We start from the raw sequence: 14,972 nt of genomic DNA on the forward strand, positions 1-14,972 counted from the left end.
TCCGAAGCTGCTCTTCAAACGTAGGTCATGGTGGAGCGATGTCAAAAATACGTGCGTTACAGGATGTGAAACAATCAGGGTTCGAGACGGCGCTGCTGGTAGATCCAGTCGACGATCTCGCCGTCGGGGGTGTAGCCACTGACGGTTTCCCGCAGGAGCAAGCGGACGCGGGAATAGTCATCGTTATCCACAGCTACGAGCAGCTCGGTCAATTTGGCTTTGAGTGCCTCCCACGGCAGATGATCTTCATTGGCAGTCATGATCATCGGATGTGACGTCGCGGCGACATTGTCACCGATCAACAGCTCTTCGTAGAGCTTTTCACCAGGTCGCAAACCGGTGAACTCGATAGACAGGTCGCCATGCGGATTACGCTCGGATCGAACGCTCAAACCTGACAGATGGATCATTTTCTCTGCCAGTTCAACGATTTTTACCGGCTCGCCCATATCCAGCACAAACACATCGCCGCCTTGCCCCATGGAACCGGCCTGAATGACCAGTTGCGCGGATTCAGGGATAGTCATGAAGTAGCGGGTAATTTTGGGATGAGTAACCGTCAGCGGCCCACCCGATTTGATCTGGCTATGAAACAGCGGAATAACGGAACCGGAGGATCCCAGGACGTTGCCGAACCGCACCATGGTAAAGCGGGTTTTATTGACACGGGACACATTGGCCTTATCACCGAACAACACCGGAGCCACCTCACGGCTCAAGGCCTGAAGTATCAGTTCGGCTAAACGCTTGGTGCTACCCATGACATTGGTCGGGCGCACAGCTTTGTCGGTCGAGATCAATACAAAGTTGGAAACACCGGACTGCAAGGCGGCCTGCGCCGTGTTGAGCGTACCAATAACATTGTTAAGAACGCCTTCGGCGATGTTGTGTTCGACCATCGGTACGTGTTTGTAGGCGGCTGCGTGATAAACCGTATCAACCTTCCAGGTTTTCATCACATCGAGCAACTTTTCCGGCTGACGAATCGACCCGAGGATCGGCAGCAACCGTACGGGAACGGACTCTCTGCAACCACGCTGCTCCAACTCCGTCAGAATGCTGTAAAGATTGAATTCGCTATGCTCGAACAGCAGGAGAGTCGTTGGCCCCAACGCAAAGATCTGACGGCAGAGTTCGGAGCCGATCGATCCTCCTGCGCCGGTCACCATTACCGTCTTGCCCTTGATGCAGCGCTCAAGCAAGTCCGGTTGGGCCGGCACCGAATCACGACCAAGCAAATCCGCGATATCGACTTCCTGGATATCCTCCACTTTGACTCTGCCACTCGCCAGATCGGTGAAATTGGGCACACTGCGCACATGAAGAGGAAAACCCTCAAGCAGATTGAGAATCTCTCTTCGGCGCGCTCGGGTTGATGAAGGAAGCGCGAGAAGAATTTCCTGAGCCCCTGTGACATCGATCATTTGCTGGATATGTTTCGGCTTATAGACTTGCAGGCCAGAAATTGACCTGTCGCTGATGCTGGAGTCATCGTCTATGAACGCGACAGGTCGCATGACACGGCCCATTCGCAACGCGGCGACGAGCTGATTACCCGCGACACCTGCGCCGTAGATCGCGACTTTGGTGAGGCCATCATCGCGACTGGTAAAGGGCACGTGCTGCGCGGCAGTAAACCAGTCGCCCATGAAATACTGGCGCATGCACAAGCGCAGCCCACCGATGATCACCAGGCTCAGCCACCAATAGTTGAAAATGATCGAGCGCGGGACAACGGCTTCGTGATTGCTGTACCAGAACACCACGAGCGCCAGGATCAAGGCGGAAAGACTCACGGCCTTTATGATCGCGATAAGTGCATCGTTACCGAAATAACGCATCACCGCGCGATACATACCGAAGCGTATGAAAAGAGGCACCGCAATCACGGGCGCGCAGGCGAAAAGCCAGAAATGAATCCGCAAAGGATTGTACATATCGTCAATCCCGAGGCGAACCATGAACGCCAGCCACAACGCCATCCAGACCAGAAAAATGTCCGTAGCGACCTGAATGAGACGCTTCTGCCGTCTCGGCAATCCCAACAAGAACGCTCGTATCTTATCCATAATCCTCAACCGAATAGCCCTGTCCCTGACAACGATGCATTGGCATTTTACGGGAATTCGTAGACTGTGCAGTCAAATGTATTATGAGCTACGCATTCTGAACAGGATGCTCCAACTGACCGGCGCGGTATTTGATGGCAATCAACAAAAGTGGCGCGTACGCGATTGTCAAAACTGCTGCACCATCGAAATCAAAATACACGATCGAAAAAGCCAAAGGCAGTAACCAGAGCACATTGATCAACAAGACCCCAAGAGTCACTGGCAAGTGTTTGCCATAGAGGCGAGAGGCGTACTGATAAGCATGACTTCGATGAGCCTCATAAACTTTGTCTCCGCGTACCAACCGACGCAACAACGTGAACGTCGCATCGACAATAAAGACACCTAGCATGATGTTCCACACCCAGAACCACTTGGAATCAACACTGGCCGCTACCAGCGTGATACCACCTAAAATGATTCCCAGAAAACCGCTCCCCGCATCGCCCATGAAAATTCTGGCTGGCGGAAAATTCCAGAAAAGAAAACCTGCGACCGCCAAGGCCAACAATAGCGGCGCCCAAATCAAACCGGATTGATCATCAAGCGCGTAAAGCAGGCAAACGCCTGCACACGCACTGATCGCCTCGACACTGGCAAGACCATCGATACCGTCCATGAAATTGTAGAGGTTGAGCATCCACACTAAATAGATGGGGGCAATGATTGCTCCGCTCCAGCCCAAGTGAACACTCAGCCCGAACAGGTTGATCGAATCCAGGCTGTTGAGCCAAAACACCATCCAGATGGCGGCACAGAAATGCCCGACAAGCCGCCAGCGCGCGGCAATATGACCATGGTCATCCATAAATCCGATAACAGCTACTACCAGGCCCGCCAAAGCCATCGCGCAAAAGGTGGAAAGACCGATCAGCGATTGTGTATACAGAATGCACAGTCCCAAAAGAAAGACGATCACAATCGCAACCCCGCCGCCCCTCGGCGTGGCGACCGAATGAGAACTCCGAGCATTTGGAATATCCATCAGGCTTCGTGCCAGCGCGTATTGACGCAGAAGTGCAGTGAGCACGAACGATGTGACTCCCACGCCAACGAACAACCACCAGAAACTCATACTCGTCTGCGCTCCGAAAAATGTCACCAGTTGAAACAACACTGCACTCAGCCGGTTCGTCCGGAGAATGCGAGGGTCCGGCATCTGTCTGATCAAGCTATTTTTATGGATACCGTCAAAAAACGCGCAGGGTTGATAGATGCGTGCCATCACCCCATGACCTTCCGTGAAAGGTCAGCCTCTTTAACTACAACGGACAAGGATAATGCGCCCCAGGTAGAACCTCCACACCTTTACGCCAGGGCATCAGACATGATCACTACAAGGGTTATGCGCAGGCATGGCACTCTGAGGCCATACCCTACCCATTGCATGCATCATGCTGAACGGGAGCGATCTCTCGTACGGTGCGGCTTTCACCACTTATCGCTCCGCGTGGAAATGCGTGGCTGGCTTCATTCGACCGATGCATGCTGGTATGCTGTCGCGGCGTCCAGGCAGGCTATTTCGGAATTCCGAGAGAAAGGGAGGTGCGAGCATGCGTCAAGCTGAAAAGGCTATCAGCGAAGCAATTAAATCAAACTGCATCATGCCCCAATCTTCCGGAGCATGAGTATCTATGCGGACATGGATCTATTTTTTGATACCAAGGCAACACTCAAGATAACGGTATCAATGAAACACTTGGCAGGCCGTCCATATGCACGGACGACCTCTTTTTTGAGTAATTTGCAATCTGGCCTTTTGCCTCGGAATCAAACATAGTGTTCAGCATTTTTTTTAAAGAGCTATTCCAGTACAAATTAGTCCTTAAGCAGTTGATTTGGCAGCAATTGACAATACGTTACAGAAGGACCGCACTCGGCTTTTTCTGGACGCTATTGAACCCGTTACTGACTATGGTCGTGACCTCTGTCGTCTTCTCGATGATCATGAGATGGCCACTTAAGACTTTTGCAGTCTTCCTGTTTTCGGGACTTGTACCGTTCACGCTGTTTTCAAACTGCCTGGGACAAGGCATGCAGGCATTGCTGAACAACGAATCATTAATCAAGAAAATCCACATACCGAAACAAATATTTGTCATTTCCACATCGGTGAGCCTGTTGGTCGACGCGGTCTTCAGCACGATCTGCCTGTTCATCATTGCCCTTGCCATCGGCGCCCCATTTACCGCTTCGCTCTTCATACTGCCGCTGAATTTCCTGCTGCTATTTGCATTTGCAGTCGGTCTGGGACTGGCGTTGAGCATCGCGACGGTTTCGTTCCGTGATCTGCCCAATATCGTAGGGGTAGTGCTCCAAGCCCTTTACTACCTGACGCCGATCATCTATCCGCTCTCTTTCGTACCAGAGGCTTACAGATGGATCTTCGCGCTCAACCCGCTGACCCTATTCATTGAAATTTTCCGACTGCCTATCTACGAAGGCTCCTTGGCCGGGCCCGATGTTTATGCAAAAGTTGCGGCACTGGCAATTCTCAGCATGATTTTTGGTGTGTATACATTCAAAAAACATGATCGATACATAGTATTCAAGTTGTGATCGATATGAACTCAAGTATTTCGATAAAAGACCTAAATCTAAACTTCCGTCTGTACCATGACAAAGGACAGTCGCTGAAGGAATTTTTTGCGGGTCTGCTGAAGCAACGCAAGAAAAGCAAATACACTGAATTTCGTGCACTTAAAAACCTCAATCTCGAGATCGTTCATGGCGACCGCATCGGGATTGTGGGCCACAACGGAGCAGGAAAGAGCACGCTACTGAAAGCGATCTGCGGCATCTATTGCGCAACAGAGGGATCTGTAACGGTCAATGGCAGAATTGCCCCTCTACTGGAAATTGGAGCAGGCTTCAACCTTGAGTTGAGCGGTCGTGAAAACATCTACCTCAACGGCGCAATTCTTGGTTACAGCAAGTCCATGCTTAAAAAGATCGAACCCGAGATCATTGAGTTCACGGGTTTGGCCGAGTTCATTGACACCCCTGTGAAATACTATTCCACGGGGATGTACATGCGCCTGGCTTTTGCCATCGCTACCGCCGTTCATCCAGACATTCTTATTCTTGATGAACTCTTTGCCGGCGGTGATGCAGAATTCATCGATAAGGCACTGGCACGCATGCATGATTTCATTGATAGCTCTAGCATCATGGTATTCGTATCCCATCAGCCCGATCTGCTGCGCAGGCTGTGCAATAGAGTTATCTGGATCGATCACGGCAGCATCGTCGCGGATGGCGAGCCAGATGTCGTTATTAACAAATATTTGAATAATCACGCGGGGTGATACTGTGGCAACGCAACTTTTTGTTCCAAATTTCCGAGTCGACGAATGCCTTGAAGGCATCCGCGAATGCCTGGAAAAAGGCTGGACCGGTCTGGGCTTCAAGACTGTCGAATTTGAAGAGTCCTGGAAAGCATACACAGGCTTGCCGCATGCGCACTTCCTGAGCTCCAACACTGTTGGTCTGCATCTGGCATTCCACATGATGAAGACGAAGTATGGCTGGGGCGACGATGCCGAAGTCATCACTACGCCGCTGACCTTCGTGTCGACCAACCACGCGATTGCCCAAGCGGAACTCACCCCGGTTTTCGCTGATGTCGACGAATACCTCTGCCTTGACCCGGTCGATGTAGAGCGCAAGATCACCGACAAGACCAAGGCGATCATCTTCGTCGGTCTTGGCGGCAATGTGGGCCAGTACGAAAAAGTGCTCAAGCTCTGCAAGGATCGCGACATCAAGGTCGTTCTGGACGCAGCTCACATGGCGGGCACCCGCGTTGATGGCAAGCACGTTGGCCACGACGCAGACGTTACCGTATTCAGCTTCCAGGCTGTAAAAAACCTGGCGACAGCTGACTCCGGGATGATCTGCTTCCGCGACAAAGAAGACGACGAACGTGCACGCAAGCTCGCATGGCTCGGGATCAACAAGGACACATTTGCACGTACCGCCAGCCAGGGTGCCTACAAATGGAAGTATGACGTGGAAGAGTTGGGCTTCAAATATCACGGCAACTCCATCATGGCCGCCATTGGTCTGGTCTCGCTGAAGTACCTCGACCGCGATAACGCCTATCGCCGCCAGCTGGCCGACTGGTATCTGGAAAGCCTGAACGGCGATGCACTGATCGAGCCGGTCCTGGTTTCGCCAGGCTGCGAATCGTCTCGCCACCTGTTTCAGGTTCGTGTTGCAAAACGCGATGAAGTACTGATGGCTCTGAATGAGCACGAGATCTACCCAGGCGTGCACTATCGCGACAACACCGAATATCACCTGTACAGCTCGGGTGCCGGCAAATGCCCTGCCGCACACCAAGCCAGCAATGAGTTGATCTCTCTGCCAATGCACATGGGCGTCACCAAGAACGATGTAGAGTTCATCGTAGAGACGCTGAAGAAAGTAGTCAGAACGGGTCTCTGACCATGAATCTCCGATGCAAATATTCAGCCGGTTACCGCATCGCGGTAACCGGATCTACCGGATATGTCGGAAGCAAATTGCTGGAGTCTTTCGAGACTCCAGACTTTGTTGAGACTGACTTTGCTAAACTACCCGCCGGCTCATTGATTGTTCATCTTGCGGCAAACATGAACAACACCAGCAGCGCCCTTTCTGAAAACACTCTGATCGACACGTTCGTGCTTGAACAGGTCAACGAAAAACATCGTGGCTTGATCTACGCCTCCACCAACAACGTGTACCCCTACGCGCTGAATTGCCGCACTAATGACACGCTACGCTGCAACGATTATTACTCCGCATCCAAGGTGTTCGGCGAAAAACTGTTCGAGGATCTGATCAGGGCTCCTTTTGTCTCGGTGAGAATCGCCGATATCTTTGGCATAGGCCAGAAACACGGAAACTTCTTCAAGGCGATCGAGCAAGGTATTCGTCAGAAAACCAGCATCACTCAATATGGGGCAGGTCTTAAAAGACGGACGTACATCCATATCGCCGACCTGGCCCGGCTTCTCAAATGGGTCGCGACAGACGGCTTTGATCTGGCGTCGACAACGCGCATGCTAAACACTGGCTACGCTGACTCTGCCAGCATTGCTGAAATCGTGGCATTAGCCGCCGGGTTGACCGGATTGGAAGTCATCAACAAACCCATAGAACACGATCTATCGGCTTTTGATGTGCGAACCATGCGACCGACAATTCTGCCAGGCTATGCCCCTCAGTGGAACTCTTTCAAAAGCGCTTTCACTGCTTATGTCGAAGAAATTAATTTACAGGTTTAACTAAGAAATGAATATTCTGATTACCGGTGCGGGCTCCGTGATGGGACAGAGCATCTATAAGGCATTGGCGTTTTACGACTTTGGTGAGCCCCTGAACATTCACTTCGCCAACAGCGAAGAGCTAGGTGCCGGGCGCTTTTTTTCTCTACCTTCAGCACCTGTAGTGAAAACGCCGATATTTCCCTTGGCGGCTGCCCCCGAGTATCACAGTCACCTGCGAAACTATGTAAAAGAGAATGACATCCAAATCGTATTCTCCGGCACTCAGCATGAACTGACAGCTGTCGCGCTGTATCGTGATGAAACATTGCGCGCAGCCACCCTTTCCTCAAATATCACAGACATCTGCATGGACAAGGTTTCGACGTCTGCAGTGCTGGAGCGCCACGGTATTCGAGTCCCGAAGACCAGTTCGCTCAGTGAATATCTGAATTCCAGCGATATCTCGGGCCCCATCGTAATCAAACCAAACCACAGTTCATCTTCTCGCAGCATCTATAAAGTTTCGGGCCTTGCTGAAGCCACGAAGCTGATCGCGGAAGAAAACATCAAGGTCGAGTCTTTTCTCGTCCAGGAACTACTGACGGGCAACGAATACACGTGCGGTTGCTACGTCGATCGCTATACGAAAGACATTAACCACATCATTTTCAAGAGAACACTTACTCCGGACGGTGCCACCTCCTATGGTGAAATCGTTGTGGACGAAAGCATCTCCTCGTATCTTCTCGATATCGGCAATGCACTCATTGAAGAAGGCTTGGACTTCGGTCACTTCAATGTCCAGTTGATTCAAACCGATACAGGCCCGGTACTGTTTGAAATCAATGGTCGACTGAGCTCCACTGAAGCCTCCAAGGCTTACTACGGCTACAACTCATGTGCCGCGTTCGTGTACAACGTCGTCAAGCAACAACCCTTTGATGGCTGGAACATTGCCCAGTCCGGCCGATTCCTGCGTTACTACGAAGAGCTCTACTTTAAATAATGAGCGGCCTCGAATTGCTGTTACCTTACCGTGGAGAACCCGTGTACATCATTGCCGATGTACACGCCAACCTCCCCGCTCTGCAGGTGGTATTGGACTCTATACCGACTACAGCGGATATCGTGTGTGCTGGCGATCTATTGGGCTATTACACGGAGCCGAACGAAGTCTGCCAACTACTCCGGGAGCGCCAGGTACATTGCATAAAAGGCAACCATGACAAGTATGTTCTCGGTGAACTCAGCTATTCCGATAGCCGTGAATCCAAGTACCGAATTCAGGATACAAGAGAGTCGCTGACCCGGCAGAATCTGGAATGGCTCTCTTCACTCCCGGACACTATAGAACTACGGTTTACCGGTGACGAAAACGGCACGCCCGTTGGTGCTGCCCTGTACATAGCACATGGCAGCCCGCACAACGCCGAGGAGTACATTTACAAAGATACGCATATAGGTTTCGTCTGGCCCGATGCGACCGACTACCTGGTACTTGGACACACCCATCATCCTATGCGACGCCCTGCTGAAAAAGGCATCATTGTAAATCCTGGCTCTGTAGGCCAGGCCAGGGACAGAATACCCGGGGCCTGCTATGCGTCAATTGATCCGCACTCAGGAACCGTAGAATTCTTCCGTGCTGCCTATGATATTGATGCATACAAGAACAAGCTTCGAGAGGTCGGAATTCAAGAGGCTATGATCGAAATACTATCGAGGACCGCTTAACCACTCGAGAACAGCATCTCAATGGCGTTCGGCCGAGCAGGAGACTTACCCTTCCCGGCCCCCAATCAAACATTTATTTCTACTGGGTCTGCTTCTAGACAACAAACAAACGCTGATCAGCAATCAAAATTCCCGACAACCGACGTAAAAAGCGCTAGAACTGTCGGAAGATGCAAAATTGCAGAGAAAGTTGCCTTGTCACTCTAAACCATCAATTTTGCGTCGAAGGTCCTGGATAATGACATCAAGCTCATATACCAGGAAATTAACTGGTGTCAAAACCCCATCAACGCTGAAAATGCCTTCATCTGCTTTAGCAGCAGTCACAGCACGCCTTGCAGCATAGAGAACACTCTCACCGACTTCCCTTGCCTCAAGATACGCAACTTGATTCCTGATGTGCTCAAGTTGCTGCTCAACGAATACAAAAGGATCATCACTCGTTCCGACCGGTCCGGTTTCAGGTCGGACTGGACATGGTTTTACGGCTTCAAGGGAATAGGCGATCTGGTCGACGACATTCATTTTTGAAGAGCGTGCCAGAAACTTTTCCGAATCAGTGGCATCCGCATATTCAGGAAAATAAAAATAAGACATAGCTAACGTCTTGAATTCAATTCCGATCTCACTATTTGCAGAATATCTCAACCCCCAGTGAGGACAACTAGGCGATACGTATTCCTGCTTGGGCAGTGCATCTGTTTCTGTATCCGAAGAGAAGAACCGAAAGGTATGCTCATTAAAACAGATATTGTTATTGTGAAACGGATTCGCCAGGTTGGCCGTCGTCGTAAAATAAGGAACAACTATCTTTAGTTGGCCCGACGGTTTCAAAACCCTATAGCACTCTTGCATGACATGGAGAAAGCCTTCAATCGTCAGATGCTCAAGAGTATGAGAAGAGAATATCAAATCGACACTGCTGTCTTCGAATGGCAAATTTTCTTTATTGAGATCAAGCGTAATATCCGCATCGCTCATCGCAGAAAAATCAATCCCGATTGCCCCAGTGATCTTTTTCCTTCCACAGCCAATATCAAGAACTATCATAAATAAAAACCCACTAATATTTGATATGGCTTCCAGCGATGTAAACGTAAATCCGATGCAAGCCCTTTACCGTGAAGTTACCGGATCATCAAACTTCCGAGTTCACCGGCGACTGATTAAACTCATTTCATCTTTCCAGTGACGCCGGCCATTCCATCCCGGAAACCGCGAAGCATCATCTTAACGCACGCCAGTCGATCCGATGAAAAAATGCCAAAAAAAATCAGCGCGCGCAGGCATCGCGCCGTGTCGGCCATCCTCCAGCGCATCGGCACATAAGGTCTTCGCTGAAGGAGGACGCTATTGCGGAACATATAGTAATAACGAAAGGATGAATGATAGGGAACGGTCCGCCAGCGAAGAAACCAGAATCTGGTTCTGCGGTCCCCCAGCGAATGCAGCATGATCGCGTCGCTTACACCAAAAAGCCTGAACCCCAGGGACTTCGCCCTCAAACACCATTCGGTATCAACATGATCGATAAAAAGGCTCGCATCGACGCCGCCGACTTTGTTGATTGTCGAGAGAGGGATCAGCGACCCGGAGGAAATAAGAAAATCGGCTTCGACCACGCGAATACCGGGGGCGCAATCTATGCGAGAAAAGCCGAAATATCCGATACGAACAAAACTGGACAATTTACCGCCATCGAAGTCTCGATAACTCGGCGCAACGGCTGCTAATGGAATGCCAGATGACTCCAGCTCTGTTGCCGCTGAAAGCAACTTCATAACCATGTTTTTTTCGGGGCAGCTGTCCTGATCAAACAGAACGACATAAGCAGCTCCTGCAGTCTTGGCAAATTCAATACCCACATTTTGGGCATGGCCGATGCCAAAATTCTCACCAAGACTGATGACAGCGGGCTTATTGGAAGTGCCAAATGTACTGGCGAAAAAATCCATGGAGTCTGACGACCCATTGTCCACGATAACTACACTGTCTACCTGCTGACTTAAAGACTCGACCAGATTCCTTAAATTCTCCAAATCTGGATAAAAGGTGATGATCACTGCACACACAGACGGGACTTGATTTTCCATATAAAACTCGATTACTCATGTCCACTTATATAGGTACGAAATATCAAATCACGTTACCTTCAAACCCTATTGCCTCTGATTCGCCGCAAACGCCGCCAAACCGCGGAAAACACCGAAAGAGCGCCACCTGTTTTATAAAGACGACGTAATCGAAAAAGAAAACCCGATGAATCATTAGCACTCTTGTAATGAGACCGGACCAGCGATCTATCAGGCGCCACTACCATCGTCTCAAGTTTTTCACGCAAAGAATCTGCCACTGATTCCCAGCGAAAACCTTGCGAATACTTGCTAACAGCTTCCTGATAATTTTTGAGTGCGTCGACATCATTCATCATGACCGTTATAGCTTGGGTCCATTCTTCGAGATCTTCAAAACCTACGGATATGCCGATCCCCTCATCCGTCAGGGAGTCACCAAACACATCACCCCGGGTCGCGATAATCGGCAAGTCGCACCACATATAATCAAGCATGCGAGTTCGAAACGAGAAGCGTGTTTCAGGATTGTCAAAGTGCGAGCTTATACCGACATCTGCGTCTAACAGAAAGTTATGTCGATCGTCGTAATCCACCCAGCCAAAATTGAAGTGAACCCACTTGTCGATCAGACCGAGTTCGGTAGCCAAATCAACCGCTTGAGCACACATGTCGTGCTGAGTGATACTCGCATTGGGATGTTTTACGCCGATGAACACTAAATGCACTCGCGCGCCTTCCGACACCAGGCGATGAACCGCTCTGATAGGCGTCAATGGATCAAACCACTGATACAACCCGCCTCCCCACACCAGGACAAAATCCTTTGAGGGTATATCAAAGGCCAAGCGTAATGCTTTCCTGGTAGGCTCCGGTCGTTGCGAAGAAAGCCCAAAGGGCAGCAGTGATACCAGCTCTGACACATCTGCATGACTTGCTTGGGGCCATCGATAAGCATTGATTCGGCCAGCCAGTGTTAATGCCCCCAGCCAAAACTCTCTCTGTTTTTCACTGGCGCAGATAAAGTGATCCCCATACACAAGCTGCTCGTGCAGAACATCACATAAAAAGTTGCTGGTCATTCCTCTTACATCAAGCGTTACGCCAGCGGATGCCTGATGATATTCGAGCGGAATTGGGCAATAAAGATCAACGACCAGACAACCTTTAGCTTCCTTTAAAAAAGGGTGAGCCCTTAAAGAGTCACCTTGAACAATTATAAAATCGGCCTGCTCAGCAGCGGACTTAAAACCCGGATCGGAAAATGTTTTTATTTTAAACAACACGTCAGACAGTTGCTCGACCTTCGGCGCGTAGAGCTCAACATCAAAACTTCTTGAAAGAACTTTTGCAACTTCCACGCACCGGATTGCCGGCCCAGCCATTTTCAACCCAACGACATCATTGCAAATTATAAAAACATTTTTTCTGATCACATTACGCCCGCTTTAAGAAGGTAGAACCCGGCAGCGATCAACACAAAGAAGGCCGACACTTTGATTATCTTTCTAACAGGAATTCTACTCAGCAGCGTCTTAAACTTACCTCTCAATACAAACCCATATATAGAGGCCGCCGTTGCGCCTTCCATTTTCTTCGCCACTCGCGACATGCCAGAGAGATGATAGTGCTTAACATAGTTGAAGCGAACTCTGGAAGATATCGAACGTGCGGGTAGATCAGAGATAGTGTCCAGTGCCGCTCTCCAGGTAGGCATAATCGAATCATGTGAGTGAGTCAATTCGACATACTTGGAAGATTCCTGCTTTATCGTTTCCCGCAACGAAGGAGTGTCGACGAGTCGCTTGATGGCCTCTACCCAATCTTCTACGTTGTTATCGACCAAAAGACCCGAGCGCTCGGGAACGACGCACTCAACATAGGGTGTCGTATTACTATAAATTCCCGATATACCGCAACCGCCATACTCTCGAAATTTGTTATTGGTTTTCGAGGAGTTAAACTGACTCTCCATCAAGGGCGCCAACCCCACGCTCCAGTTTCTTGCCATTTTAAGCTCAAGAAACTTCGAATAGTCAGAAGAACCCGGAAACCATTGCACATTATTCAAACTGCGCAATTCATCGGACACTCCGCCAATGAATTCAAAACGAATTTCCGGCCGCTCTTTACCCAGCTGTTCGACCACTTCCTGAAGCAGTTCAAATTCTGCCTCCTTATAGCCCCCGGCATAACCGACCACAGCGTCTCTGGCGGGCTTGACCGCAAGATCCTTCGCTATTTTGCGAATCAGTGAAGTGTCAAAAGGAACGGGCAGCAACTCGCATTTCACATCGGGAAATCTTCGAGTGATAAATTCGGCGAACGTCTCATTGTGCGTAATAACAAAACTGGCATTTTCAACAAAAGCATCAAGCGACAGAACAACCTCCGCCGACTTATAGTAACGCGCCAACTCTCCTGTGCCGGTAATTTTCCAGAAGTTATCATCAAGATAATAAGCATAAGGGATGCCGTGTTTGCGCAAGTACACGGGCAACCAAGCAAACCTGGGGTCACACGAGCGGCAAAATATATTGACACCACTAACCAGAGACGACCAGCCGACGCTACTTAGCATTCGGGTGTCGCATTGATCATCAGTCACGTCATTCAGCAGGCGCGCCATAATCCTTGTTGTTGAAATATCACCTTCAATCCAGAAATTTATCTTGCTGAATGACATAAATAATCCATAGTAATAAAAATAGTCTGACCTGTTGATTAAAGGCATTTCGCTGCACAATGGCGCGAACCACCGTCATAAAAACAAGCCATCCAGCTGTTTTACATCCATAAACAACAATTCCGTCGCACCTGCCAAGGCGTCAGTCATGATGCATTACCAACATTTCCCGGAAGTGAGCGGCGGTCTGACGTATGGCGTGATCCAGAGTTATTGGTGGAACCCAACCCAATAACTCATAGTTCTTCGAGATGTCAACCTGCAGTGATCCACACACACGACTCGCCAACGCTTGCTTGCCGAATAACCTCGCCACCCACACTATCATCCACTGAGGCATAGCAATTAGCCTCGATGGCTTTTGCAAAGCGCTGGCCAGACGTTTCAACAACTGAGGGGTGGACAGGTCCTGGCCATCACTGACCAGAAATGTCTGGTTAGCCGCCGCTGGATGCTCTATACAGATGATGATGAAATCCACCAGGTTTCCAATCGCGACAAGACTGCGCTGGTTGTGAATGGCACCCAAAGGCAGCGGAACTCCTTTGTCGAGCCATCGCAGCATACTTAAAAAATTGGCCCTGACTCCCGGCCCATAGACCAACGGAGGTCGAATGATCACAACCTCCATTGCGGACTCAAGAGCCAGTTGCTTCAGCGCCTGCTCTGCCTCGAGCTTAGAAACACCATAGGGGTCCTGAGGCGCGGGTGTATCATCCGCCTTGAAGGGTTTTCCCGGCAGTGTGCCTTCCCCATTGACCTTGATTGAACTCAAAAAAATGAAGCGCCGCACTCCAGCTTCAGCCGCGCGCCTGGCCAGTTCTAGCGTTCCTGCCACATTAACTCTACGAAACTCAGTCAAGGCATCCGCAGCGGAGTCATTCATCACATGCACTCGCGCTGCCGTATGAATAACCACGTCGACGCCGTTTAGATCAGGCAAACCATCCGGGTTATCCAGGTCGAAAGACATAACAGGACATAATCCCTGCAAATGTGTGACGCGACGCGCAGCGGCGATGGGAGCGTATTTTTTATCGAGCAACAGGCGCATGATCAAGCGCAGCCCTATGAATCCGCTTGCTCCGGACACAAGAACCCTGGGCTTTGGCAG

At 50.1% G+C, this 14,972-nt stretch carries 13 protein-coding genes; 6 read left to right on the top strand and 7 right to left on the bottom strand.

The window, feature by feature from the left end:
- Positions 1-74: 74 nt before the first annotated feature.
- Positions 75-2,069: a polysaccharide biosynthesis protein gene (locus ACZ0A4_RS15280; RefSeq protein WP_463575419.1), complete on the bottom strand. Its 1,995-nt coding sequence runs from the start codon at positions 2,067-2,069 to the stop codon at positions 75-77.
- An 88-nt stretch (positions 2,070-2,157) separates the two neighbouring features.
- Positions 2,158-3,186, bottom strand: a complete 1,029-nt coding sequence (locus tag ACZ0A4_RS15285) for an MraY family glycosyltransferase (protein WP_463577559.1) — start codon at positions 3,184-3,186, stop codon at positions 2,158-2,160.
- A 704-nt stretch (positions 3,187-3,890) separates the two neighbouring features.
- Here ACZ0A4_RS15285 and ACZ0A4_RS15290 point away from each other — a divergent pair.
- The 6 genes from ACZ0A4_RS15290 to ACZ0A4_RS15315 are packed head-to-tail and all read left to right on the top strand — an operon-like array spanning position 3,891 to position 9,100.
- The gene (locus ACZ0A4_RS15290; RefSeq protein ID WP_463575420.1) at positions 3,891-4,670 is read left to right on the top strand and encodes an ABC transporter permease; all 780 of its coding nucleotides are present in this window, start codon (positions 3,891-3,893) and stop codon (positions 4,668-4,670) included.
- A gap of 5 nt (positions 4,671-4,675) precedes the next feature.
- Positions 4,676-5,419 (top strand): ABC transporter ATP-binding protein, encoded by a 744-nt coding sequence (locus ACZ0A4_RS15295; RefSeq protein WP_463575421.1) that lies wholly within the window; start codon positions 4,676-4,678, stop codon positions 5,417-5,419.
- Between the two features lie 4 nt (positions 5,420-5,423).
- Positions 5,424-6,560, top strand: a complete 1,137-nt coding sequence (locus ACZ0A4_RS15300; protein ID WP_463575423.1) for a DegT/DnrJ/EryC1/StrS family aminotransferase — start codon at positions 5,424-5,426, stop codon at positions 6,558-6,560.
- A gap of 2 nt (positions 6,561-6,562) precedes the next feature.
- Positions 6,563-7,384, top strand: a complete 822-nt coding sequence (locus ACZ0A4_RS15305; protein ID WP_463575424.1) for an NAD-dependent epimerase/dehydratase family protein — start codon at positions 6,563-6,565, stop codon at positions 7,382-7,384.
- Between the two features lie 7 nt (positions 7,385-7,391).
- Positions 7,392-8,372, top strand: a complete 981-nt coding sequence (locus ACZ0A4_RS15310; protein WP_463575426.1) for an ATP-grasp domain-containing protein — start codon at positions 7,392-7,394, stop codon at positions 8,370-8,372.
- A gap of 41 nt (positions 8,373-8,413) precedes the next feature.
- Positions 8,414-9,100, top strand: a complete 687-nt coding sequence (locus ACZ0A4_RS15315; RefSeq protein WP_463575427.1) for a metallophosphoesterase family protein — start codon at positions 8,414-8,416, stop codon at positions 9,098-9,100.
- Positions 9,101-9,298: 198 nt separating this feature from the next.
- On the opposite strand, the gene ACZ0A4_RS15320 is transcribed toward ACZ0A4_RS15315, so the two are convergent.
- The 5 genes from ACZ0A4_RS15320 to ACZ0A4_RS15340 form a co-directional block, all read right to left on the bottom strand.
- Positions 9,299-10,150, bottom strand: a complete 852-nt coding sequence (locus ACZ0A4_RS15320) for a class I SAM-dependent methyltransferase (RefSeq protein WP_463575428.1) — start codon at positions 10,148-10,150, stop codon at positions 9,299-9,301.
- A 122-nt stretch (positions 10,151-10,272) separates the two neighbouring features.
- The gene (locus ACZ0A4_RS15325) at positions 10,273-11,193 is read right to left on the bottom strand and encodes a glycosyltransferase family 2 protein (RefSeq protein ID WP_463575429.1); all 921 of its coding nucleotides are present in this window, start codon (positions 11,191-11,193) and stop codon (positions 10,273-10,275) included.
- A 59-nt stretch (positions 11,194-11,252) separates the two neighbouring features.
- Positions 11,253-12,533: a glycosyltransferase gene (locus ACZ0A4_RS15330; protein WP_463575430.1), complete on the bottom strand. Its 1,281-nt coding sequence runs from the start codon at positions 12,531-12,533 to the stop codon at positions 11,253-11,255.
- 71 nt (positions 12,534-12,604) lie between these two features.
- Complete coding sequence (locus ACZ0A4_RS15335) at positions 12,605-13,858, bottom strand: glycosyltransferase family protein (protein WP_463575431.1); 1,254 nt, start codon at positions 13,856-13,858, stop codon at positions 12,605-12,607.
- Positions 13,859-14,000: 142 nt separating this feature from the next.
- On the bottom strand, positions 14,001-14,972 hold the full coding sequence (locus ACZ0A4_RS15340; protein ID WP_463577561.1) for a UDP-glucose 4-epimerase family protein: 972 nt from the start codon (positions 14,970-14,972) through the stop codon (positions 14,001-14,003).

Source organism: Pseudomonas sp. AC172, from assembly GCF_979258595.1.

Coding starts and splice junctions, on each gene's coding strand:
- ACZ0A4_RS15280 (WP_463575419.1), bottom strand. CDS start 2,069: ATGGATAAGATACGAGCGTTCTTGTTGGGATTGCCGAGACGGCAGAAG.
- ACZ0A4_RS15285 (WP_463577559.1), bottom strand. CDS start 3,186: ATGAGTTTCTGGTGGTTGTTCGTTGGCGTGGGAGTCACATCGTTCGTG.
- ACZ0A4_RS15295 (WP_463575421.1), top strand. CDS start 4,676: ATGAACTCAAGTATTTCGATAAAAGACCTAAATCTAAACTTCCGTCTG.
- ACZ0A4_RS15305 (WP_463575424.1), top strand. CDS start 6,563: ATGAATCTCCGATGCAAATATTCAGCCGGTTACCGCATCGCGGTAACC.
- ACZ0A4_RS15310 (WP_463575426.1), top strand. CDS start 7,392: ATGAATATTCTGATTACCGGTGCGGGCTCCGTGATGGGACAGAGCATC.
- ACZ0A4_RS15320 (WP_463575428.1), bottom strand. CDS start 10,150: ATGATAGTTCTTGATATTGGCTGTGGAAGGAAAAAGATCACTGGGGCA.
- ACZ0A4_RS15325 (WP_463575429.1), bottom strand. CDS start 11,193: ATGGAAAATCAAGTCCCGTCTGTGTGTGCAGTGATCATCACCTTTTAT.
- ACZ0A4_RS15335 (WP_463575431.1), bottom strand. CDS start 13,858: ATGTCATTCAGCAAGATAAATTTCTGGATTGAAGGTGATATTTCAACA.